At 67.8% G+C, this 22,936-nt stretch carries 24 protein-coding genes; 5 read left to right on the top strand and 19 right to left on the bottom strand.

Annotated elements, in window-relative coordinates; all coding sequences use genetic code 11:
- Positions 1-15: 15 nt before the first annotated feature.
- From ACLKOY_RS00580 to ACLKOY_RS00555, 6 genes are read right to left on the bottom strand one after another with little or no spacing between them, the layout of a single operon-like run.
- A complete protein-coding gene (locus ACLKOY_RS00580; RefSeq protein WP_436451998.1) occupies positions 16-528 on the bottom strand; it encodes a hypothetical protein in 513 nt (170 codons plus the stop codon).
- Positions 525-1,784, bottom strand: coding sequence for a DUF58 domain-containing protein (locus ACLKOY_RS00575; protein ID WP_436451997.1), 1,260 nt, complete (start codon positions 1,782-1,784; stop codon positions 525-527). The genes ACLKOY_RS00580 and ACLKOY_RS00575 overlap by 4 nt, the downstream gene beginning before the upstream one ends.
- Positions 1,781-2,746 (bottom strand): AAA family ATPase, encoded by a 966-nt coding sequence (locus ACLKOY_RS00570; protein ID WP_436451996.1) that lies wholly within the window; start codon positions 2,744-2,746, stop codon positions 1,781-1,783. Before ACLKOY_RS00570 ends, ACLKOY_RS00575 begins: the two co-directional genes overlap by 4 nt.
- Before the next feature lies 1 nt (position 2,747).
- Positions 2,748-3,284 carry a hypothetical protein gene (locus ACLKOY_RS00565; RefSeq protein ID WP_436451995.1) on the bottom strand — a complete coding sequence of 179 codons (537 nt, stop codon included), beginning with the start codon at positions 3,282-3,284 and terminating at the stop codon, positions 2,748-2,750.
- Entirely contained in the window at positions 3,281-4,012 is a 732-nt protein-coding gene (locus ACLKOY_RS00560) for a DUF4129 domain-containing protein (RefSeq protein ID WP_436451994.1), read from the bottom strand. The genes ACLKOY_RS00565 and ACLKOY_RS00560 overlap by 4 nt, the downstream gene beginning before the upstream one ends.
- Positions 4,013-4,032: 20 nt before the next feature.
- A complete protein-coding gene (locus ACLKOY_RS00555) occupies positions 4,033-4,476 on the bottom strand; it encodes a MarR family winged helix-turn-helix transcriptional regulator (RefSeq protein ID WP_436451993.1) in 444 nt (147 codons plus the stop codon).
- A 45-nt stretch (positions 4,477-4,521) separates the two neighbouring features.
- On the opposite strand from ACLKOY_RS00555, the gene ACLKOY_RS00550 reads away from it, so the two are divergent.
- Complete coding sequence (locus ACLKOY_RS00550; RefSeq protein WP_140037408.1) at positions 4,522-4,764, top strand: hypothetical protein; 243 nt, start codon at positions 4,522-4,524, stop codon at positions 4,762-4,764.
- A 9-nt stretch (positions 4,765-4,773) separates the two neighbouring features.
- Here ACLKOY_RS00550 and ACLKOY_RS00545 read toward each other — a convergent pair whose 3' ends face one another.
- Together ACLKOY_RS00545 and uvrB are read right to left on the bottom strand one after the other, a co-directional pair.
- Positions 4,774-5,106, bottom strand: a complete 333-nt coding sequence (locus ACLKOY_RS00545) for a TfoX/Sxy family protein (protein ID WP_436451992.1) — start codon at positions 5,104-5,106, stop codon at positions 4,774-4,776.
- Between the two features lie 19 nt (positions 5,107-5,125).
- A complete protein-coding gene (gene uvrB / locus ACLKOY_RS00540; protein WP_363569870.1) occupies positions 5,126-7,198 on the bottom strand; it encodes an excinuclease ABC subunit UvrB in 2,073 nt (690 codons plus the stop codon).
- Positions 7,199-7,262: 64 nt separating this feature from the next.
- Between uvrB and ACLKOY_RS00535 the strand changes: the two genes are divergently transcribed.
- Positions 7,263-7,883 (top strand): DUF4126 domain-containing protein, encoded by a 621-nt coding sequence (locus tag ACLKOY_RS00535; protein WP_436451991.1) that lies wholly within the window; start codon positions 7,263-7,265, stop codon positions 7,881-7,883.
- Between the two features lie 110 nt (positions 7,884-7,993).
- Here ACLKOY_RS00535 and ACLKOY_RS00530 read toward each other — a convergent pair whose 3' ends face one another.
- From ACLKOY_RS00530 to rpsA, 9 genes are all read right to left on the bottom strand, one after another.
- Complete coding sequence (locus ACLKOY_RS00530) at positions 7,994-9,226, bottom strand: MFS transporter (protein WP_436451990.1); 1,233 nt, start codon at positions 9,224-9,226, stop codon at positions 7,994-7,996.
- Entirely contained in the window at positions 9,202-9,801 is a 600-nt protein-coding gene (coaE, locus tag ACLKOY_RS00525) for a dephospho-CoA kinase (RefSeq protein ID WP_436451989.1), read from the bottom strand. Before coaE ends, ACLKOY_RS00530 begins: the two co-directional genes overlap by 25 nt.
- Before the next feature lie 32 nt (positions 9,802-9,833).
- Positions 9,834-10,418 (bottom strand): CoA-binding protein, encoded by a 585-nt coding sequence (locus tag ACLKOY_RS00520; RefSeq protein WP_436451988.1) that lies wholly within the window; start codon positions 10,416-10,418, stop codon positions 9,834-9,836.
- Complete coding sequence (locus tag ACLKOY_RS00515; protein WP_436451987.1) at positions 10,415-11,719, bottom strand: O-acetylhomoserine aminocarboxypropyltransferase/cysteine synthase family protein; 1,305 nt, start codon at positions 11,717-11,719, stop codon at positions 10,415-10,417. The genes ACLKOY_RS00520 and ACLKOY_RS00515 overlap by 4 nt, the downstream gene beginning before the upstream one ends.
- Positions 11,716-13,716 (bottom strand): acetate--CoA ligase, encoded by a 2,001-nt coding sequence (gene acs, locus ACLKOY_RS00510; RefSeq protein ID WP_436451985.1) that lies wholly within the window; start codon positions 13,714-13,716, stop codon positions 11,716-11,718. Before acs ends, ACLKOY_RS00515 begins: the two co-directional genes overlap by 4 nt.
- A 2-nt stretch (positions 13,717-13,718) precedes the next feature.
- Positions 13,719-14,579 carry an ABC transporter permease gene (locus ACLKOY_RS00505; protein WP_436451984.1) on the bottom strand — a complete coding sequence of 287 codons (861 nt, stop codon included), beginning with the start codon at positions 14,577-14,579 and terminating at the stop codon, positions 13,719-13,721.
- Positions 14,576-15,622 (bottom strand): aliphatic sulfonate ABC transporter substrate-binding protein, encoded by a 1,047-nt coding sequence (locus tag ACLKOY_RS00500; protein WP_436451983.1) that lies wholly within the window; start codon positions 15,620-15,622, stop codon positions 14,576-14,578. Before ACLKOY_RS00500 ends, ACLKOY_RS00505 begins: the two co-directional genes overlap by 4 nt.
- The gene (locus ACLKOY_RS00495) at positions 15,619-16,470 is read right to left on the bottom strand and encodes an ABC transporter ATP-binding protein (protein WP_436451982.1); all 852 of its coding nucleotides are present in this window, start codon (positions 16,468-16,470) and stop codon (positions 15,619-15,621) included. Before ACLKOY_RS00495 ends, ACLKOY_RS00500 begins: the two co-directional genes overlap by 4 nt.
- Positions 16,471-16,603: 133 nt before the next feature.
- Positions 16,604-18,058, bottom strand: a complete 1,455-nt coding sequence (gene rpsA / locus ACLKOY_RS00490; RefSeq protein WP_056377208.1) for a 30S ribosomal protein S1 — start codon at positions 18,056-18,058, stop codon at positions 16,604-16,606.
- Between the two features lie 204 nt (positions 18,059-18,262).
- Here rpsA and ACLKOY_RS00485 point away from each other — a divergent pair, with 204 nt between their 5' ends.
- The gene (locus ACLKOY_RS00485) at positions 18,263-19,198 is read left to right on the top strand and encodes a 5'-3' exonuclease (RefSeq protein ID WP_436451981.1); all 936 of its coding nucleotides are present in this window, start codon (positions 18,263-18,265) and stop codon (positions 19,196-19,198) included.
- 1 nt (position 19,199) lies between these two features.
- On the opposite strand, the gene ACLKOY_RS00480 is transcribed toward ACLKOY_RS00485, so the two are convergent.
- Both ACLKOY_RS00480 and trpD read right to left on the bottom strand, forming a co-directional pair.
- Positions 19,200-20,186, bottom strand: a complete 987-nt coding sequence (locus ACLKOY_RS00480; RefSeq protein ID WP_436451980.1) for a PHP domain-containing protein — start codon at positions 20,184-20,186, stop codon at positions 19,200-19,202.
- Positions 20,187-20,194: 8 nt separating this feature from the next.
- Positions 20,195-21,259: an anthranilate phosphoribosyltransferase gene (trpD, locus tag ACLKOY_RS00475; protein ID WP_140037421.1), complete on the bottom strand. Its 1,065-nt coding sequence runs from the start codon at positions 21,257-21,259 to the stop codon at positions 20,195-20,197.
- A 192-nt stretch (positions 21,260-21,451) separates the two neighbouring features.
- On the opposite strand from trpD, the gene ctaE reads away from it, so the two are divergent.
- Positions 21,452-22,105: an aa3-type cytochrome oxidase subunit III gene (ctaE, locus tag ACLKOY_RS00470; protein ID WP_140037422.1), complete on the top strand. Its 654-nt coding sequence runs from the start codon at positions 21,452-21,454 to the stop codon at positions 22,103-22,105.
- A gap of 20 nt (positions 22,106-22,125) precedes the next feature.
- Positions 22,126-22,929 carry a cytochrome bc1 complex diheme cytochrome c subunit gene (qcrC, locus tag ACLKOY_RS00465; protein WP_140037423.1) on the top strand — a complete coding sequence of 268 codons (804 nt, stop codon included), beginning with the start codon at positions 22,126-22,128 and terminating at the stop codon, positions 22,927-22,929.
- Positions 22,930-22,936: the final 7 nt, after the last annotated feature.

The raw sequence follows: 22,936 nt of genomic DNA, 5'->3' as shown, positions 1-22,936 counted from the left end.
GGAAGGCATCTTCACTCACGGTGCACGTCGGTTCGCCCGCACGAGCAGGGTCGCCGCGAGAGCGACGACGGCTCCGGCTCCCGCCACCGCGGCCCACGGCACGGTCTGCGCCGATCCCTGCGTGACGACCATCACAAGGACGGTCACCGGTTGGGCGATCGCCTGAACGGCGAGCAGCCGCAGGGCGCTGGGCCGGAGTGCGGCGATCACCACGCGGGACCCCGCGGGGATCACGAGAGAGAGCGACATCAGCACGTGGATGAGCTGCACGACGAGCACCGCGATCATCGCGCGCCCGAGATCGGGCTCCGAGATCAGCATCCCGATCACGAGGCAGCCGATGGATCCCCACGCCGCGAACGTCTGCGGAAGGGCGGCGGCGACGATCGCGAGCACGACCGCGGCCACCTGCCACCCGATCAGCGGACACAGGGCGACGGCTCCGACCGCGACCACGACGACGAGCGCGCCCCGCACGACGAGCCAGGGGACGGCAGGGCCGGTCTGCAGGGAGTCGTTCGCCCTCATCGGCGCGCCCTCGCGATCGCGAGCAGCGCCGACGACGGATCATCGGCCCAGGAGACCACATCGACTCCGGCGCCATGCAGATCGGCGAACACGTTCTCCCGTTCGGCGAGCACCGTTCGAAGACCGATGAGCTGCGCGCGGGTGAGACGCGTGCGGTCGAGCGGCGGAAGCACGTCGACGGCGACGACTCTGTGTCCGCTCGCCCTCCACATCAGCGCCGTCCGTGCCGCGGCGCCCTCGAAGAAGGTCGACAGCACGAAGACGACAGAGCCGTGCGGCACGGGAGGAGTGCGGCGGAAGGTCGCATCGTCTCGCGCCTGGCCGGTCGTGGCGATGGCCGCCACGACGCGCGAGAGATGCCGCGATCCGCTGCCGCTGCGCAGCGACCTGCCCCCGTGCACGAGCACGTGCAGCGCGACGCGGTCGCCTGCGCCGATGGCCGAGTCGGCGATCGCACGGGCGGCCTCGCGCGCGAGGTCGAGCGATGTCACTCCGCTGCGTTCGAAGTCGCCGCTCCCCCACGACGAGACGACCTCGCCGAGGTCTTCCGACGTGTCCATCGCGATCACGACGGAGGAGTCGCTGAGGGTGTTGGTGCGTCGAACCAGCAGATCCCCCGGCCTGCGGGCCATCCGCGCCGTGGCCCGCCAGTCCACGCGGCGCAGCTCGTCTCCGGGAGCGAAGGCGTGGATGTCCCTGAAGTCACCGCCCTGGCCCTGACGGCGACCCTCGTGAGCACCGTGCGACCCGATCAGCCGTCGGGGCAGCGGCAGCGCATCGAGCGCTCTACGGGGCGGCGCGACCTGGCGCCTGGCGGAGAAAACCTCTGACCTCTTCGAGAGCGCTGCGCCTTCGAAGGAGAACCCTCTCGCAGCCGCCTGGACGGGAATCGCCGGCCCGGAGTGCAGGACCTTGCTGCGTGCTGTCACGGTCGACCCGTGCCCTGGCACGATCACGCGCCTGGTGCGACGCTCCGACTGCACGATCAACAACTCGACGGCTTCCGCATCGGCCACGACGGTGACCGCGCTGAGCAGCTCGCCCTCCGGCCCAGGCAGCGGATCGATCGTGACCTTCGGCACGCCCGCGGCCGGACCGCGCGCGATCGCGAACCCGCTCCAGAGGGCGAGCGGCAGCCCCATGGCCACGACGTCCGGCCGAGCCGACAGAAGGCCGATGACTGCCAGGATCACCGCACCCCCGATCGCCACGGACAGCACCGGCCCGCGACGCCCCACGTCGGGAGCATCCGTCATCCGAGCGCCCCGACAGTAGACGGCACTGCGACCTGCCCGACGACCGAGCGCACCACATCGGACGCTGACGCCCCCTGAGCCCACGCCTGCGGGGTGAGGGTGAGCCGATGCGCCAGCACAGGCACGGCGATGCGCTTGATGTCATCCGGGCGCACGAAGTCGCGGCCGTCCAGTGCCGCCAGAGCTCGTCCGAGCAGAAGCAGACCGAGCGAACCTCGTGGCGAGGCCCCGACCTCGACGTTCGGCGCATTCCGCGTGGCGCGCGTGATCTCGACGCAGTAGCGGGAGATGTCCTGATCGACGTGGATGGCCTCGACAGCGTCCTGCAGGGCGACGAGCTGAGCGGCGTCGATCACCGGGACGACGTGGGTCGCCTCCTGGCGCCTGCTCACCCGATTCTCCAGGATCCGAGCCTCGTTCTCCGGCCCCGGATAGCCGACGGACAGCCGCACCATGAACCTGTCGAGCTGCGCCTCGGGAAGCGCGTAGGTGCCCTCATACTCGATCGGATTCGACGTCGCGATCACATGGAACGGCGCCGGCAGCGCGAAGCTGTTGCCCTCGACGGTCACCTGCCGCTCCGCCATCGCCTCGAGCATCGCGGACTGGGTCTTCGGCGTGGTCCGGTTGATCTCGTCGGCGAGCAGCAGACCGGTGAAGATCGGCCCCGGGCGGAAGACGAAGTCCCCCGAGTCCGGTGCGTACACGTACGATCCGGTCACGTCGCCGGGGAGCATGTCGGGAGTGCACTGCAGGCGGCGGAACGACAGCCCCAGGGCAGACGCGAGACTGCGGGCGGCGAGGGTCTTGCCCAGCCCCGGCACGTCCTCGAACAGCACGTGCCCACCCGCGAGGATCGTCGCGAGCGCGATCTCGACGGGGTCATCCATGCCCACCACGACGGTCCTCACTGCGGCGAGGATCCTGGCTCCGGTGTCGGCGATCTCTGCGGGGCTCGTCATGTCATCTCCTTGATCGACGGAACAGTGAGGGCCGCCCCTGGTCTGGGGCCGGGGAGTGCGGCGCGAGCGATGGCTCGCCGGGCGATGCGGGGTTCAGTCGGTCGACGGCATCCAACGCCCGTTCGATGTCGACGATCGTCGGGGCGCGACCGGTGAGCCGATCCCAGAGGTCGGGTCCGATCACCGCGGTGAGGCGCTCCCTGTCGTCCGGGTCATCCGGATCGATTCCCTGGCGCAGCAACCGATGGCGCAGGATCGCGCTGACGCGTCGGGTGATCTGCTGTCCGGCCATGCCGGTGTGCGTGTTCAGCGCCCACGCCATCCGGGAGATCTCCGTCGGCCGCCGATGAGGCTCCGTGTCGATGCTCGGCGCGTCGAAGCCCGGTTCGAGCGGCATCACGAGCTGTCCGAGCAGACCGACCGAGCAGATCAGCAGACTCCAGCCGATCACGAACGGCCAGGTGAAGCCGAACCCGAGGAGGGCGAGAGCCGCGACGACCGCGATGCCCACCGCGAGGAGTGTTCTCCGCGCGCTCATCGCCACACCTCCTCGATGCGCCGCAGTGCCCGTCGCGCCGAGGACCGATCATCTTCGTCGGCAACCCGGGTTCCGAAGCGGACGCTCTCATAGAGGCGCAGCAGCGCCACAGCCTCGTCCGCGACGCCCGGCCGCAGGGTGATGATCCTCACCACGAACTCCCCCGGAGTCTCGCTCGCCGCTCGCGTGACCCCGGCGTCTGCGGCGCTCTCTTCGAGCCCGATCCAGGCCGCGATGATGGCATCCGTCGCTCTGACACGCTCATCGATCGTGGCCAGCGCCCCGGCGATCCCTCGTCGCATCACCCCGACTGCGATGTCCGCCGTCGGCGGCGACTCGAACTGCTCGACCTCGGGCGCGACCACGGCTGCATCGCGGCGCCTGAGCGGGCGATCTCGCCATGCTCGAACCAGGGCCTTGGCGACGATCACGAGGAGAACGATGATCCCGGCCGCCACCAACACCATCAGGATCACGGTGAGCATCTGCGCGACCGCGGCATTCGTGGGTTCGCCCTCCATCGGCTCAGGGAGGCCTGTCCCACCCGGCGACGCCGTGGGCAGCGGCTCAACCGTACCGGCGGGAATCGGCTCGGCGGGACGGAATGTCGGCTGTCCCTGGATCGCCGACACGATCATCGCCACGACGAAGAGCACCACCACGACGAAAGGAAGGACCAGCCGATCGACACTCCGGCGCGCAGGACACGTCTGGTGGTCGATCGGCATGCCCACACCCTATGACGCGGTCACTCCGGGGACGGACGGCGCCCCGCGAACGCCGACAACCCATCACGCAGCGTCGCGATCTGCTGCAGGTCCATTCCCACGGCGGCCATCACCTGTCGGGGAACGTCGAGGGCTCGGTCACGCAGAGCCCGACCGGCCTCTGTGAGCGTGATGTCGAGACGCCGCTCGTCTTCGACGCTGCGCTGTCTCGCCACCAGACCGTCGGCTTCCAGCCGCTTCACCAGCGGCGACGCCGTCGCGGGCTCGAGCGCGAGATCGGCCGCAAGGTCGTTCAGTGGGCGCGGAGCGCGTTCCCAGAGCGCCAGCATCACGAGATACTGCGGATGAGTGAGCCCGAGAGGCTCGAGTATCGGCCTGTAGATCGCCACGACGTTGCGCGCCGCTGTCACCAGAGCGAAGCAGAGCTGGTTGTCGAGTTTGAGCAGGTCGTCCGATGCGGTCACGAATCCGAATATACATTGACACTAATAGTTAGTACACTAAGCAACATGGCCAGTTCTGATGATCGCCCTCCGCTCCGCTCTCGGATCCGCGAGGCAGGAGGCCTCTATGCCTGGTTCAACTCGAATCTGATCCGCTTCGCCGGCCCGGCCTCGGTCGGACCCTACGAGAAGACTCCTCCGCCGAGTCCCTCTGAGCGTGCAGAGCGCGCCTGTCCGCTGTGCGGATCACCGATGAGCGAGCACGAGATCGATCGATCGGGTCCGAAGACTCTCGTACACTGCCCCTGAGGCTCGACCTCAGTCATCTCGCTTCGCGTCTTCACGCGCGATGTCGAGCCAGGATGCGAGATCATCGTCGTCGACGATGACGCTCGGCGACACATCGAGCCAGCCGGCCCCCATCGTCCGTGGGCCCATGACCGCGGACGCGACCCCTGACCGCGTGATCAGCGAGGCGCCGTGCTCCTCATCGACGCGAACCAGCAGCACCCCGCCTGTGCGCGCTCCGACGAGGATGTGTCCGTCGAGAAGGAATGCGCGCGTGCCGAACATCCGCTTCTCCTCGACGTTTCCGTCGAGGGTGAGAAGCGCTCTCACGCGATCTGCGAGCTCCTCTCCTGCTGCATCCATGCTCGTCGCTCCCGTGTCGTCAGGCGTGGCCGGCCTTCTCCATGGCGCGCAGCTCCTTCTTCATGTCCTGCACCTCGTCGCGCAGTCGTCCGGCGAGTTCGAACTTGAGCTCGGCGGCCGCCGCGAGCATCTGGTCGGAGAGGTCCTGGATCACAGCCTCGAGCTGTTGGGCGCCCTCGGCGGCGATCCCGGTGCGCCGCAGGTTGGGCGTCGGCGACTTGCCCTTGCCGGTAGCGCGCCCGCGGCCGGACATCATCGCAGCAGTGTCGGCGCCTTCACGCGCGAGCACCTCGGTGATGTCGGCGATCCGCTTGCGCAGCGGCTGCGGGTCGATCCCATGTTCGAGGTTGTAGGCGACCTGCTTCTCGCGACGTCGATCGGTCTCTTCGATCGCCTTTGCCATCGAGTCCGTGATCTTGTCGGCGTACATGTGCACTTCGCCCGAGACGTTGCGCGCCGCACGGCCGATCGTCTGGATCAGCGACGTGCCCGATCTCAGGAACCCCTCCTTGTCGGCGTCGAGGATCGCTACCAGCGACACCTCGGGCAGGTCGAGTCCTTCACGCAGCAGGTTGATGCCGACGAGGACGTCGTAGACGCCTGCTCGCAGCTCGCTGAGCAGCTCGACTCGTCGCAGGGTGTCGACATCGGAGTGGAGATACCGCACGCGCACGCCGTGCTCGCCGAGGAAGTCCGTGAGTTCTTCGGACATCTTCTTGGTGAGTGTCGTCACGAGCACGCGCTCGTCGCGCTCTACACGCTGCCTGATCTCTTCGAGAAGGTCGTCGATCTGGCCCTTCGACGGCTTCACGATGATGTGCGGGTCGACCAGACCCGTCGGGCGGATGATCTGCTCGACGACACCGTCGGCGATGCCCATCTCGTACTTGCCGGGGGTCGCCGACAGATACACGGTCTGCCCGATCCGGTTCTTGAACTCATCCCATCGCAGCGGCCGGTTGTCCATCGCGCTCGGCAGCCGGAAGCCGTGCTCGACGAGCGTGCGCTTGCGGGAGGCGTCTCCCTCGTACATCGCGCCGATCTGCGGCACCGTGACGTGCGACTCGTCGATCACGAGCATGAAGTCGTCGGGGAAGAAGTCGAGCAGCGTATGCGGCGGCTCGCCGGGCTGCCGGCCGTCCATGTGCCGGGAGTAGTTCTCGATTCCCGAGCAGAAGCCGAGCTGCTGCAGCATCTCGAGGTCGAAGGTCGTCCGCATCCTCAGCCGCTGAGCCTCGAGCAGCTTCCCCTGACGCTCGAACTCCTTGAGCCTCTCTTCGAGCTCGTGCTCGATCGTGCCGATGGAGCGCTGGATCACGTCGGTGCCAGCCACGTAGTGCGAGGCGGGGAAGATCGGTACGGAGTCGAGCTTCTCGATGACCTCCCCGGTGAGCGGATGCAACGAGTAGAGCGCCTCGATCTCATCGCCGAACAGCTCGATGCGGATCGCGTGCTCCTCGTAGACGGGGATGATCTCGATGGTGTCGCCGCGCACGCGGAAGTTGCCGCGGGAGAAGTCGACGTCGTTGCGGTTGTACTGCATCGAGATGAACTGCCTGATGAGCGCGTCCCTGTCGTACCGCTCCCCCACCTGGAGGGCGACCATCGCTCTGAGGTACTCCTCGGGCGCGCCGAGGCCGTAGATGCACGACACGGTCGAGACCACGATCACGTCTCGCCGACTCAGCAGAGAGTTGGTGGTCGAGTGGCGCAGGCGTTCGACCTCGGAGTTGATCGAGGAGTCCTTCTCGATGAAGGTGTCTGTCTGGGGCACGTATGCCTCAGGCTGGTAGTAGTCGTAGTAGGAGACGAAGTACTCGACGGCATTGTTCGGCATCAGCTCGCGGAACTCATTGGCGAGCTGCGCGGCGAGCGTCTTGTTGTGCGCGAGGACGAGCGTCGGACGCTGCACCTGCTCGACGAGCCAGGCGGTGGTGGCGGACTTTCCCGTGCCCGTCGCTCCGAGCAGGACGATGTCGGTCTCACCGGCGTTGATGCGTGATGCGAGCTCGGCGATGGCCTTGGGCTGGTCGCCGGCGGGCGCGTACTCGCTGATGACCTCGAAAGGGCGGACGCTGCGCGTGGGTTGCATACCTCCAGCGTATGCCTGGCCGCCGACATCGGGGCCACGAGCGGCCTCCGCCTAGAGTGGGGGCGTGATCGAGTTCCTCATCGGCACCAGCCTCGCCGCGTCCGCGGGCCTCAACGCCTGGATGCCGCTGTTCCTGCTCGGTCTCACCGATCGACTGCTTCCCGCCGTGGTGCTGCCGCCTTCGTGGTCGTGGCTCTCGAGCGACCTCGCACTCTGGATCCTCGGCGCTCTTCTGCTGCTCGAGATCGTCGCCGACAAGATCCCGGCGCTCGACTCCGTCAACGACGTGATCCAGAGCATTCTGCGTCCGGCATCCGGAGGCATCGCCTTCGGCGCAGGCTCCGGTGCTCAGACGATCGCGGTCGACGATCCAGCGGCGTTCTTCACCGACAACGCCTGGGTGCCAGTGGTCGTGGGCATCGCGATCGCCCTGATCGTGCACGTCGTGAAGGCCACGGCGCGTGTCGCCGCCAACACCGTGACCGGCGGCCTTGCGGCTCCCGTCTTGAGCACGGCTGAGGACGGGGCGTCATTCATGCTCGCCGCGACCGCGATCGTCATCCCCATCGTCGCGGCCCTGCTGCTGGTGGGCCTCGTCATCGTCGCCATCGTGGGCGTGCGCCGCCTGGCGCGCGCGCGTCGAGAGGGCCGTGGCGGTCCGTCAGCCGGACGCGTCCGCACATAGGGAGTGGTGGTCGAGACCTTGACGAGTCCTGCCCGCTCGAGGATCGGCCGAGGGCGATCCTCCTGGACGACAGTGGCAGCGAGTGACGATGACGAGGTGCCGCTTCGCGATCATGCGCGCCCGGTCGGCGCCATCCGCAGCGCGCGTGCCGCCAGCGCCGCGGACACCGCGCACATGACCACGATCGCCGCGACGAACCACGCCCAATCAGCCCTCCCGAACACGATCCCCAGCATCCAGCCGAAGAGACTCGACCCCGCGTAGTAGCCGAAGTAGTACAGCGACGATGCCTGCGCTCTGCTGTCAGGAGCGGCTGCTGCGGGAGCCCACCCTGAGGCGACCGCATGCGCGCCGAAGAAGCCGCCGGTGAAGAGCAGCAGCCCGAGGATCACCACGAGGAGGACATGGCTGAGCATGGCGAGGGCACCGGCGGCCATCACGGCGATCGAGACCAGCAGCACCGGATACCGACCGAAGCGGGATGCGAGGGCGCCGGCCGTCGGCGACGACACGGTACCCGCGAGATAAGCGAGGAACAGAAGCGTCACCAACCAGCTCGGAAGAGCGAACGGCGGGTCGATGAGGTGGAACCCGAGGTAGTTGTACACCGCGACGAAAGCGCCCATGAGAAGGAAGCCCTGCGCGTAGAGCGCGAGCTGCGGCCCGGAGCGCAGCGGCATCACCAGGCGCTCGAGCATTCCCGGCGACGCATCGTCGCGAAAGCGACCGGGCACGAACCCCTGGGCCTTCGGCGTCAGCCAGAGGAACAGCACCGCCGCGACCGCGCACACACCGGCTACGGTCCAGATGCCCGCACGCCACCCCCACGGCTCGCCGACCAATCCCGACAGGACACGACCGAGCAGACCGCCCACGGTCGTCCCGGCTATATAGCTCCCGGCTGCAGTCGCGGCATCGCGTGCGCTCACCTCCTCGCCGAGATATGCGAGCGCCACCGCAGGCACCGCCCCCAACGCCACTCCCTCGAGCAGACGCAGCGCCAACAGCATCTCCATCCCGGTGCTCAACGGCGCCAGAAGCCCGAGCGCGGTCGCAGTGAGGATGCCGATCCCCATCGCGGGAACGCGTCCGATGCGATCCGCCACCATCGACCACGGAATCACAGCCGCCGCCAGGCCGAGCGTCGCGGCCGACACCGCGAGTGCCGCGGTCGCCGGTGTGATCCCGAGGTTCGATGAGAGCTGCGGCAGAACGGCCTGGGGCGAGTACAACTGCGCGAACGTCGCGACGCCGGCGAAGAACAGCCCGACGATGAGACGCCGATAGGCGGGAGACCCCGGTGAGTGACCGGTGAAGGTCACGACGAGCGGATCCGCTCCCACAGGGAGTCGGTCTGCCGGATCGTCTCCTCCAGAGAGCCGGAGGTGTCGACGATCTCGTCGGCGATCGCCAGCCGACGCTCGTCCGACACCTGCGCGTCGATCCGCTCCTGCGCCGCCTGCTCCGCCATGCCTCGCAGCTCGACGAGCCGGCGCCTGCGCTCGCCTGCGGGAGCATGCGCGACGACGATCAGATCCCACGGGTCATCGACCCGCGCCTCGACCAGGAGAGGGACGTCGTAGACGACGACCGTCTCGGGATCGGCGGAGGCGGCCGCCTCGAATCGACGCTGCGACTCGGCACGGACCGCGGGGTGCACGATCGCGTTCAGCCGCGCCAGCTGCTCGGGATCGGCGAAGACCTTGGCACCCAGCGCCGCACGGTCGAGTGCGCCATCCGCTGCGATGACGTCGGCACCGAAGACCTCCTCGATCCGTGCCAGAACCGCGGATCCCGGCGCCTGCACGTCGCGCACGATCTGATCGGCGTCGACGATGACCGCTCCGAGCTCTGCGAGTCGTCGTGCGATGGTCGACTTTCCCGAGGCGATGCCGCCGGTGAGCGCGATGAGAGGCATCTCGCCAGTCTAGGCTCGGCCGCGAACTCGGGTCAGCGCGCCAGCAGTTGCCGACGCGAGCTGATGACCCCGGTGTCGAATCCGGCGAGGTGGAGCCCACCGTGGAACCGGGCGTGCTCGATCTTGATGCACCTGTCCATCACCACCGAGAGTCCTGCGCTCTCGGCGATCGCTGCGGCATCCTCGTTCCACGACCCCAGCTGCAGCCAGAGCGTCTGCGCGCCGGCCTCGATCGCCTCCTGGGCGACCCCCGGCAGGTCGTCGTGCCGACGGAAGACGTCGACGATGTCGGGCACCACAGGCAGGTCCGCGAGCGAGGCGTAGACCGGCTGGCCGAGGATCTCGGATTCCCGCGGGTTGACGAGGTAGACATCGTAGGCGGTGCTGGAGAGCAGGTAGGTCGCGACGAAGTACGACGCGCGCGCAGGATTGTTCGATGCTCCGACGATGGCGACGGATCTCGCGCGTCGGAGGATGCCGAAGCGCTGCTGCTGGCCGGGGCCGGTCCAGGTGCGATCGGGGTGCACCGGTGCGGGGCCGGGCAGGGCGCAGGCCGCAGCGTCCTGCGCGTTCGGAAGCGCGCAGGCGTCGGCTGCCGTCGTCTCGATTCCGCTCATCGGGTCGCTCCTGTCGCTGTGGTGAGGGCCTGATCGAGATCCCAGATGATGTCTTCGGCATCCTCGAGTCCCACAGAGATGCGGATGAGGTCAGGGCGCACGCCCGCTGCGACGAGCTGCGGTTCCGTGAGCTGCCGGTGAGTGGTGGATGCAGGGTGGATGACGAGCGTGCGCGCATCGCCGATGTTCGCGAGATGCGACGCCAGCTGCAGGCTCTCGATGAGCGTCTCCCCCGCAGCACGGCCGTCGTCGGCCTTCACCCCGAAGGCGAACACCGAACCGGGACCGAGCGGCAGGTACTTCGCCGCACGCTCATGATGCGGGTGATGAGCGAGACCCGCCCAGGTCACGTAGTCGACCCTGGGGTCCGAGTCGAGCCACTCGGCGACGATCCGTGCGTTCGCGAGGTGCGCATCGATGCGCTGCGGAAGCGTCTCCACTCCCTGCAGGAGATTGAACGCCGACTGCGGGCTGAGCGCCGGACCGATGTCGCGCAGCTGCTCGGTGCGGAGCTTGGTGAGGAACCCGTACTCGCCGAAGTTGTCCCACCACTTGATCCCGCCGTAGGACTCGACCGGCTCGGTCATCTGCGGGAACCGTCCGTTGCCCCAGTCGAACGTGCCCTTCTCGATCACCACCCCGCCGAGCGTGGTGCCGTGACCGCCGAGGAACTTCGTGACCGAGTGGATGACGATGTCGGCACCGTGCTCGAGCGGCCGCGCAAGATACGGCGTGGCCAGCGTCGCGTCGACGACCAGAGGCACCCCTGCGGCATGGGCGACCTCTGCCAGGCCCTCGATGTCGGCGATCTCGCCCGAGGGGTTGCCGATCATCTCGACGTAGACGACCTTGGTCTCGGGGCGGATCGCTGCCGCGTAGTCTGCGGGGTCGGTGGAGGCGACGAAGGTCGTCTGCACGCCGAACCGGCGCAGCGTCACGTCGAGCTGCGTCACGGTGCCGCCGTACAGCTGGGCGGAGGCCACCACGTGGTCACCGGCTCCGACGAGGGCCGCGAACGTGATGAACTCCGCGCTCATCCCCGAAGCGGTCGCGACGGCGCCGATGCCGCCTTCCAACGACGCGAGGCGCTCCTCGAGCGCGGCGACGGTGGGGTTGCCGATGCGTGAGTAGATGTTGCCGTACTTCTGCAGCGCGAAGAGGTTGCCGGCGTCCGCAGCGTCCTCGAACACGAACGACGTCGTCTGATAGATCGGCACGGCGCGGGCGCCGGTGGCGGCATCGGGGGTGCCCCCGGCATGGAGTGCCCTCGTGCGAAATCCGAAGCGGTGTTCTTCCGTCATGATGTCCTCAGTTCTGCGGTCTCGAGCGCGGCGGCGATGTCGTCGACGGCCCACGGGTTCTGCAGCGATGTCGTGTCGCCGAGCTGAGCCGATGCGCGCCCCGCCCGACGGTCCTGCTCTGCTTCCCAGAGCTGAGCGAGCAGCCTGCGCATGATCTTGCCCGAGCGGGTCTTCGGGAGGTCGGGGACGACGACGATGTGCTTCGGCTTGGCGATGGGGCCGATGGCCCTCGCGACTTCTGCCCGCAGCACCGGGGTCGATACCTCAGCGCGACCCGATGCGGTCACGAAGGCGACGACAGCCTGCCCGGTCACCGGATCTGCGACACCCGCAGTGCCTGCTTCTCCGACCGTGTCGTGGGCCACCAGTGCCGATTCGATCTCGATGGTCGAGAGCCTGTGGCCCGACACGTTCACGACGTCGTCGAGCCGGCCGAGGATCCAGATGTGCCCGTCCGCGTCCCGGGTCGCCCCATCACCGGCGACGTAGTAGCCGCCATGCTCGCCGTGCCCTGCGAACGTCGACCAGTACGCGTCACGGTACCGCTGCGGGTCTCCCCATACCGTCCTCGCCATCCCCGGCCACGGGCGGCGCACCACGAGCGTCCCCGATCGTCCAGGGGCGACCTCGTCGCCGTTCGCGTCCACGACCGTCGCGTCGATTCCCGGCAGCGGCACGGAGGCGGACCCGGGCTTGAGCGTCGTCACACCGGGCAGTGGCGCGATCATCGCTGCCCCGGTCTCGGACTGCCACCAGGTGTCGACCACCGGCAGCTCGTCGCGTCCGAAGTTGCGCCGGAACCAGACCCAGGCTTCGGGGTTGATCGCCTCACCGACGGTGCCCAGCAGACGCAGGGTCGAGAGGTCGTGCCCCTCGGGCAGATCGGCGCCGAACCAGGTCATGAATGTGCGGATGAGGGTCGGAGCCGTGTAGTAGACCGTCACGCCGTAGCGCTCGATGATCTCGAGGTGGCGCTCGCGGTTCGGGGTGTCCGGCGTGCCCTCGTAGATGACCTGCGTCAGTCCGTTCGAGAGCGGACCGTAGATCTCGTAAGTGTGCGCCGTGACCCACGCGAGGTCGGCCGTGCACCAGTGCACGTCGTCGGGCTTCGCGTCGAAATGCGCCCAGTGCGCCCAGCTCGCATGGGTGAGGTACCCGCCCGAAGTGTGCACCAGTCCTTTCGGCTTGCCCGTGGTGCCCGAGGTGTAGATGATGAAGAGCGGATGCTCGGCGTCGAACGCCTCCGCCTCATGCTCCGGCGAGGCGGTGTCGACGACATCGTGCCACCAGACGTCGCGGCCGTGCGTCCAGGGCACGTCCTGCCCCGTGCGCCGGAGCACGAGGACGTGCTCGAGGTCGGCGAGGCCGGCGGCTGCGACATCGGCGGTGGACTTGACCTCGGTCGCGGTGCCACGGCGGAACTGGCCGTCACTCGTGACGAGCAGCTTGGCACCGGTGTCGGCGAGCCGGAACCGCACGGCCTCGGCAGAGAACCCGCCGAACACGAGCGAGTGCACGGCGCCGATGCGCGCGCAGGCGAGCGTGATGACGACCGTCTCGATCAGCACGGGTAGGTAGACCACGACGCGGTCGCCCGGTCGGATGCCGAGTGCGATGAGCGCATTGGCGGCGCGCGACACCCTGATCTGGAGGTCGGCGTATGTGACCTCCACGCGGTCGCCGGGCTCCCCCTCGAAGTGCAGGGCGACCTTGTCGCCACTCCCCGCCGCCACGTGCCGATCGACGCAGTTGTATGCGACGTTCAGTCGCCCTCCGACGAACCAGCGCGCGGCCGGAACGGCATCCCCCACAGGCGGATCCCACTCGTGCGCGGCGTGCCACGGCTCGACCCAGTCGAGGCGGCCAGCAGCCTGCTCCCAGAAGAGGGTCGGGTCGGACGCGGCCCTCGCATAGGCCTCTCGCGTGACGTTCGCCTGTGCCGCGAATGCGGTGGGAGCGGGATATGTGCGCGTCTCTTGCAGGCGTGCCTCTGTCATCGTCATATCCACCGTCGGAGCAGATACTTCTCGACCAGCACGAGGATCGCGTTGGTGATCGTGCCGAGAACGGCGAGCAGCACGATCGAGAGGATGATCCTGTCGACGCGTCCGCTGTTCTGCGAGTCGATGAGCAGGAACCCGAGTCCCATCGACGACGCGATGAGCTCGGCGGCGACGAGGAACAGCCACGCCTGGGCGAGCGCGAGACGAAGACCCGCCGCGACCGACGGCACGACGGCCGGCAGCTGCACAGTGCGGAAGAGAGACCAGCCACGGAGGCTGAACGACCGCCCCGCCTCGACGAGCTGCGGGTCGACGTGGCGGAGCGCCGACGCCACAGTGGTGTACACCGGGAAGAAGGCGCCGATGGCGATCAACGTCACTTTGGACTCCTCGCCGATCTGCATCCACAGGATCAGCAACGGAACCCAGGCCAGCGACGGCACAGCTCGGATCGCCGAGAGGGTGGGACTGAGCAGCACGTCGCCGATTCTCGAGAGCCCGACGATACCGGCAGCCGCGAGTCCGACCACCGATCCAAGCGCGAAGCCGAGCAGTACGCGCTGGACGGAGATCGCGATGTGCGTCCACAGCACTCCGCGTTCGGCCAGCTCGGCGCCCGCGGTGAAGACGGAGGCCGGCGACGGCAGCAGATACGGCGCGACGAGACCCATGGTCGTGACCACCTGCCATGCGCCGATGATGGCGATCGGCAGAAGCAGTCCGCCGATGAGGCGCACCGCCGGTCTATCCCACGCATGACGCGCACCTGCTCCGTCGCGCCGACGGACTCCGCGAGCGGCGTGGAGAGCATCCTGCGCGTCTGCGGGAACCACCACGCGCTGGTCGGGAAGAGTCACTCGCCCCCGACCGCCTTCTCTGCGAATGTGGCGTTGACGATCGAGTCGAGCGCCTCGTCGACGGAGTCCTTGCCGCCCTGGACGTCTCCTGACTCGACGAGCACCGGAGCGATCTTCTCGAGCACGTCGAGCTGCGCGTCGCCCGGGATGCCGCTCACATCGAGGTTCGAACGCTCCTCGATCACGGTCGTCGCGACCTCGATGTCGATTCCCGCGACCTCGGCCAGCAGGGCTGCGGTCTCCTCGGGGTTCTCGAGCGCCCACTCGCGTGCCTGCTCGTATGCGTCCACGACCGCCTGAGCGAGGTCGGCGTGGTTCTCGATGAAGTCCTCTGTGGCGTTGAGGAAACCGTAGGTGTTGAAGTCCACGTTGCGGTAGATCAGCTGGTCGCCCGACTCCACCTCGGCGGCTGCCATGATGGGGTCGAGGCCCGCCCAGGCATCCACCGAACCGCCGTCGAGAGCAGCACGGCCGTCGGCGTGCTGGAGGTTCTGCACCTCGACGTCATCGATCGAGAGCCCCGCCTCCTCCAGCGACTGGAGCAGGAAGAAATAGGGGTCGGTTCCCTTCGTCGCGGCGACCGACTTGCCGGCGAGGTCCTCCACCGACGCGATGTCGCTGTCCGGCCCCACGACGATCGCCGACCACTCGGGCTGCGAGAAGATGTCGATCACCTGGATGGGCGAGCCGTTCGAGCGCGCCAGAAGCGCAGCCGAGCCGGCCGTCGAGCCCACATCGATCGATCCGGAGCGGAGCAGCTCGTTCGCCTTGTTGGAGCCGGCGGACTGCACCCACTCGACCGCGACGTCGTCGCCGAGGATCTCTTCGAGAATGCCCTGGTCTCGGATCACCAGGCTGAGCGGGTTGTACGTCGCGAAGTCGATGGAGAGCGTATCTGCGGACCATTCGCCCGTCGCGGCCGCATCGTCCGTCGACGCGTCCGAGGCAGTGGCGTTCTCACCGGCGACGCACCCGGTGGCGACGAGCATCATCGTCCCGGCGACAGCGATCGCAGGGATGATTCGGCGGGTGATGGTGCTCATCGGGTCTCCTCGGTGGCAGTGCGGTGGTGGGTGTCGACGCCGAGTCCTTCGAGGAGCTCGGCGCGGAGGTCCGCGAGGCCGCGATCGGCGCGGTCGCGGGGGCGGATGCCGGGCACGGTGATCGTGCGCACGATCGAGTGCTCATCCGGGCCGCCGTCGGCGTCGAGCGTGCGCAGCAGCAGCACGCGGTCGGCCAGGTAGAGGGCCTCTTCGACGTCATGGGTGACGAGGAGGACGGTCGTGGGTTCTGCCGCGTGGATCTTCAGCAGCAGATCGTGCATCCGCAGGCGGGTGAGAGCGTCGAGCGCGCCGAACGGCTCATCCAGCAGCAGCACTCCGGGGTTCCGAGCGAGGGCGCGCGCGAGCGAGGCACGCTGGGCCATGCCGCCTGACACCTCGCGTGGGCGCTGGTCGGCGGCATTCTCGAGGCCGACCAGTTCGAGCAGCTCGCGCACGCGTTCTCGGCCAGCACGGCGTGCCGTGCCCCGCGGAAGGCCGAGCTCGACGTTCTGCGAGATCGTCCGCCAGGGCAGCAGCCGTGGCTCCTGGAAAGCGACGGCGGTGCGCTCATCGACGTCCGCGACACCCGAGTCGTCGAGCAGGATGCTGCCGCTGGAGGGCGCGTCCAGACCGCCGATCAGTCGGAGAAGCGTCGACTTGCCGCATCCTGACGGTCCGACGACGGCGATGATCTCGCCGGCCGCCACCTCGATGTCGACCCCGCGGAGAACATCGCGGCGTCCTCGCGCGAGCGGGAAGCTCCGCCCGACCTCTCGCAACCGCACGCGCTGCGCCGTGCCGGCGTCGGCCGACTCGTCGACGCGCGTGGTGGAGAGGAGGGAAGTCATATCCCCATGCTGGCGGGGCCAGCCCCATGTTACGAATGCCGTCGTAATGTTCGGTCACGGAGCCACCACACGCGACCAGAATGCAGAACGGGCCGCCATCCCGAAGGATGACGGCCCGTTCAGAGCGTGATGCTTAAGCGTTGCCGCCCGAGAGCTTCTCGCGCAGAGCGGCGAGAGCCTCGTCGTCAGCGAGCGTGCCCGCGCCTGCGACCTCGCTCGAGAAGACCTGGCCACCGAAGTCGTCGCCAGCGGCCGCCTCGGCCTCGGCTGCCTTGGCAACCTGAGCCTTGTGGGCCTCCCAGCGAGCCTGGGCTGCCGCGTACTCCTGCTCCCATGCCTCGCGCTGGGTGTCGAAGCCTTCCTTCCATGCACCGGTCTCGGGGTCGAAGCCCTCCGGGTACTTGTACTCGCCAGCCTCGTCGTATTCGGCGAGCATGCCGTAGAGCGCCGGGTCGAACTCGGTGCCGTTGACGTCGACGGCCTCGTTGGCCTGCTTCAGCGACAGCGAGATGCGGCGACGCTCGAGGTCGATGTCGATGACCTTGACGAAGACCTCTTCGCCGACCGACACGACCTGCTCGGCCAGCTCGACGTGCTTGCTGGAGAGCTCGGAGATGTGGACGAGGCCCTCGATGCCGTCCGCGACGCGGACGAACGCACCGAACGGAACGAGCTTGGTGACCTTACCCGGCGTGACCTGACCGATCGCGTGGGTACGGGCGAAGACCTGCCACGGGTCCTCCTGCGTCGCCTTCAGCGACAGGGAGACGCGCTCGCGGTCGAGGTCGACCTCGAGGATCTCGACGGTGACCTCCTGGCCGACCTCGACGACCTCGGAGGCGTGCTCGATGTGCTTCCAGGACAGCTCGGAGACGTGCACGAGGCCGTCCACGCCGCCCAGGTCGACGAATGCACCGAAGTTGACGATCGACGACACGACACCCTTGCGGACCTGACCCTTGTGCAGGTTGTTCAGGAACGTGGTGCGCGACTCCGACTGCGTCTGCTCGAGCAGCGCACGGCGGCTGAGCACGACGTTGTTGCGGTTCTTGTCGAGCTCGAGGATCTTGGCCTCGATCTCCTGGCCGAGGTACGGCGTGAGATCGCGGACGCGGCGGAGCTCGATGAGCGAAGCCGGAAGGAAGCCGCGGAGGCCGATGTCGACGATGAGTCCACCCTTGACGACCTCGATGACCGTACCGGTGACGACGCCGTCGTTCTCCTTGATCTTCTCGACATCTCCCCAGGCACGCTCGTACTGAGCACGCTTCTTGGAGAGGATGAGACGGCCTTCCTTGTCCTCCTTCTGGAGAACCAGGGCCTCGACCTCGTCGCCGACCTTGACGACCTCGTTGGGGTCTACGTCGTGCTTGATCGAGAGCTCGCGCGAGGGGATGACGCCCTCGGTCTTGTATCCGACATCGAGGAGGACCTCATCGCGGTCGATCTTGACGATCGTTCCTTCGATGATGTCGCCGTCGTTGAAGAACTTCAGGGTCTTCTCGACCGCGGCCAGGAAGTCCTCAGCAGATCCGATGTCGTTGATGGCGACCTGCTTGGTGGCCGGGGCGGTCGTTGCGGTAGTCATGTAGTGGGTTGTCCTTGTGAATGGAGACTCGGGCTGAAGGCTCCGGTCGCGCACGACCGATCACGAGCTCTGCAGCGATTGATTTGGTTTCTGCCACGCAGGCATGCATAGGCACGCCACGAGTGACAATCAAGGCTATCAGATCGCAGCGCGATATGACGGACTCGATACCAACAGCTTTCGCCGCGCTGACAGACTGTGTGCATGCCCCGCGCCGACAAGCTTCTCCTGCTCGACACCGCCAGTCTCTACTTCCGCGCCTTCTACGGAGTGCCCGACAAGGTCACGGCACCCGACGGCTCCCCCATCAACGCCGCGCGGGGGCTGCTCGACATCATCGCGAAGCTGATCACACTGTACGAGCCGACCCACGTGGTCGCGTGCTGGGACGACGACTGGCGACCCCAGTGGCGCGTCGATCTGATCCCGAGCTACAAGGAGCATCGTGTTGTCGAGGTCGTTCCCGCCGGGCCCGACGTCGAAGAGGTACCCGACCCGTTGGAGGCGCAGATACCGCTGATCCGTCAGACGCTCGGTGCACTCGGCATCCCGATCATCGGTGTCGCCGAGCACGAGGCCGATGATGTCATCGGCACCCTCACGACCCACGCGACCATGCCGGTCGACATCGTGACGGGCGACCGGGATCTGTTCCAGCTCGTCGACGATGCGAGAGGCATCCGCGTCATCTATACGGCTCGGGGAATGAGCAACCTCGAGATCGTCACGGATGCCGTCGTGGTGGCGAAGTACGGTGTGCTGCCCGGCCAGTACGCCGACTTCGCGACGATGCGCGGCGATGCGTCCGACGGCCTGCCCGGCGTCGCGGGCGTCGGAGAGAAGACCGCAGCCACGCTCCTGCAGGCGCATGGCGACCTGGTCGGCATCCGACAGGCCGCTGAAGCCGGAGAGGGCATGAGCGCGGGGGTCCGCTCGAAGATCCTCGCCGCGGCCGACTACCTCGATGTCGCCCCGACGGTGGTCGCGGTAGCGCCCGACCTCGACATCGTGGCGCCGAGCGACGCGCTCCGTCCGCTCGACCCGGCCGAGGTCGACGCTGCGACCGAGCTCGCGGAGAAGTGGAACCTCGGAGGCTCGATGACCCGTGCCGTCGCTGCGATCGCGACGATCGACGACTGATTCAGCTCGCCCAGGCGAGCAGCCGGTCGAGCCCCCAGGTCGTGATGATGCGGGATGCGGGCACCCCGGCCCGTTCCGCGCGCTCCGCGCCATGGTCGAGGAGCGAGAGCTGACCGGGCGCATGTGCATCCGAGTCGATCGAGAAGAGGCAGCCGGCGTCGAGGGCGATCGCGATCAGCTCGTCGGGCGGATCCTGACGCTCGGGTCGGGAGTTGATCTCGACGGCCACTCCGTTCTCCGCGCATGCCGCGAACACGGCAGCCGCATCGAACCGGGATTCCGGCCGCGTGCCGCGTTCGCCCTGCACGAGGCGGCCGGTGCAATGGCCGAGGACGTTGACGCGCGGATGCGAGACGGCGGCGATCATCCGAGCCGTCATCGGCCTCGCCTCCATGCGCAGTTTGGAATGGACGGAGGCGACGACGATGTCGAGCTCGCCGAGCAGCGCATCCTCCTGGTCGAGGGCGCCGTCCTCGAGGATGTCGACCTCGATGCCTGCCAGGAGCGTGAACCCCTCCACCGACTCGGCCCGCACGAGCGGGATCTGCTCGCGCAGCCTCTCTGGCGAGAGCCCGCGAGCGACCCTCAGGCGCGGTGAATGGTCGGTGATCGCCTGGTATTCGTGTCCGAGGGCTCGCGCCGCCGCCGCCATCACGGGGATGGGCGTGGTCCCGTCAGACCAGTCCGTGTGCGCGTGCAGATCTCCGCGCAGCTTCGCCCTCAGCGCGGACACCCGCTCCGGCTCGACGTCGCCACGCAGCTCGACGAGATAGTCGGGCACTTCTCCGCTCTGCGCCTGGCGGATGACCGCGAACGTCGACTCGCCGATCCCCTTCGATGCACGCAGCCTCGTCGGGTCGGCGCGCACGTCTTGGGGCAGCTGCTCCAGAGTCGCCGCGGCCTGACGGAACGCCTTCGCCCGATACCGGGATGCCCGTTCGCGCTCGAGCAACGAGGCGATCTCGAGCAGAGCGGCTACGGGGTCCATCGTGGTGCCTATGCCGACGCCAGCTCGCGGCTCACGCCGATCCACTGGTCGAGTTTGGCGATGGCGCTGCCGTCGTCGACGGCGGCAGCTGCTCGCTCGTATCCCTCGCGGAGGCGCTCGAGGATCGGGCGCTGCACCTGTGTCGCATCCTGGGAGAGCTCGAACGCGACGATGCCGGCGGCCGCGTTGAGCAGGACGATGTCTCGCACTGCCCCCTTCTCGCCCTCGAGGGTTCTGCGGAGCACTGCGGCGTTGTGATCAGGGGTTCCGCCGATCAGATCTGCGAGGTCGGCGATAGGGATGCCGAGGTCACGAGGGTCGAGGTCGTGCTCGTGGATGTCGCCGCGCGTGACCTCCCAGATGCGGCTGTGCCCCGTGGTGGTCAGCTCGTCGAGTCCGTCGTCGCCGCGGAACACCAGCGCCGTCGCGCCGCGCGTCCGGAACACGCCCGTGATCAGCGGCACACGCTCGAGCTGGGCGACGCCTACGGCGTTCGCCTCCGCCCGCGCAGGGTTGCAGAGCGGTCCGAGCATGTTGAAGACGGTGGGAACCCCGAGTTCGGCGCGCACGGCACCCGCGTGCTTGAAGCCGGGGTGGAAGGCGCCCGCCCATGCGAAGGTGATGCCGGTGCGGTCGAGGATCGACGAGACCGCTGCGGGATCGAGGGTGAGTTCCAACCCGAGTGCGCTCAGCACATCGGACGACCCGGAGGCCGAGCTGGCGGCACGATTTCCGTGCTTGACGACCGGGATTCCGGTGGCGCCGATGATGACCGCTGCGGTGGTCGAGACATTGACCGTGCCGACCCGGTCACCGCCGGTGCCGACGATGTCGAGGACGTCAGGCGACACGGGCAGCGGGACCGCCGCCTCGAGGATGGCGTCACGGAAGCCGACGATCTCGTCGATCGTCTCTCCCTTGGCGCGGAGAGCGACGAGGAAGCCTGCGAGCTGGGCCTGGGTGACGTCGCCGCGCATGATCTGCCGCATGGCCCACGTCGACTCCCAGACGCTGAGATCGCGACGCTCCAGGAGAGTGGTGAGCACGTCGGACCAGGTCAGGGAATCAGCCATGTGTGCGATCCTATCGGCGCCGGGAAAACGTGCAGGATCTTCGCGACAGACGCACGGGCGTGCGCCATCCCTCGTTTCCCGCGGATTCACCGAGGATTCGCAGCGTTTTCTTAGGGTCACCTAAGTCGAATTAGGGCCAAACGACGGCCGCCGGTGCGAGAATCATGCCCGCGGATCGGCCATAATGGAAGGGTGACGACCTCAGCGACGTATGCCCCGGCGGCAAGAACGATCAAGCGCCCCAACCCGGTAGCTGTCGGCACCATTGTGTGGCTCGGCAGTGAGGTGATGTTCTTCGCGGGACTCTTCGCGATCTACTTCACGCTCCGCAGCACCTCCCCCGAGCTCTGGGCCGACCGCACCGAACTGCTGAACGTTCCGTTCGCGTTCGTCAACACGGCCATCCTGGTCCTCTCCTCCTTCACGTGCCAGATGGGCGTGTTCGCGGCAGAGGACCTGCAGCCGTACCGCCTCGCCAAGGGCCTGAAGAACGGCGCAGGCCGCCGCCGCCTGTTCGGCTGGGGCATGGTCGAGTGGTTCTTCCTCACCTTCGCACTCGGCTCGATCTTCGTCGCCGGTCAGGTCTGGGAGTACGCGACGCTCGTCGCCGAGGGCATGCCGATCAGCGCAGACTCCTACGCTTCCGCGTTCTACATCACGACGGGCTTCCACGCCCTGCACGTCACCGGCGGTCTGATCGCGTTCCTCCTCGTCATCGGGCGTGCATACGCCGTCAAGAATTTCCGGCACAAAGAGGCGACGTCCTCGATCGTGGTGTCCTACTACTGGCACTTCGTCGACGTCGTCTGGATCGTGCTGTTCGTCGTTATCTACTTCCTGAAATAAGAGCGGAGCTGATCCCCGAGATGGCACGAGAGAAGAAGCGCCGTTCGAATGGCCGTCGCAGCCCACTGGCTGCGGCAGCGCTCATCGGAGCAGGCCTCATGATCACCGGCGCGGTATACGCCGGAACGTCCGCAGCCTTCGCTGCGACGGACACCCAGACCACCGCTGCGAGCACGCTCACGGTCGAGGACGGCGAGAAGCTGTTCACGGCCAACTGCGCCACCTGCCACGGTCTCGATCTGCAGGGGACTGCGAACGGACCGAGCCTCTACGGCGTCGGCGAGCTCGCGACCGAGTTCCAGCTGTCGACGGGCCGCATGCCGCTGCAGATGCAGGGACCGCAGGCTCCGCAGAAGGAGCCGCAGTTCACCGAGGAGCAGATCCTCGCGATCTCCTCCTTCGTGCAGGCGTCGGCTCCTGGTCCCACGTTCCCCGAGGATCACATCCTCGACGGTGGCGGAGACGTCGCCAACGGTGCCGAGCTGTTCCGCGTGAACTGCGCGATGTGCCACAACGTGGCAGCAGCCGGTGGCGCACTCACCGAGGGCAAGTACGCCCCGGCGATCACCGAGACCAGCGCACTGCACATGTATGCGGCCATGGTCACGGGACCCCAGAACATGCCCGTCTTCGGCGACATGAACCTGTCGGACGAAGACAAGCGCGACATCATCTCGGCTCTGCTCTACCAGCAGCAGTCCGTGCAGATCGGCGGTTTCTCGCTCGGTTCGCTCGGTCCCGTCTCCGAGGGCCTGTTCGTCTGGATCTTCGGAATCGGCGCGCTCGTCGCCATCACCGTGTGGATCACGGCGAAGTCCAACTGACGCTTAT

The organism is Microbacterium sp. K2 (genome assembly GCF_051365005.1).
Classification (GTDB): domain Bacteria; phylum Actinomycetota; class Actinomycetes; order Actinomycetales; family Microbacteriaceae; genus Microbacterium; species Microbacterium foliorum_B.
Note: the sequence above shows the minus strand (reverse complement) of the source record. Positions and strands in the feature narration are given on the sequence as shown.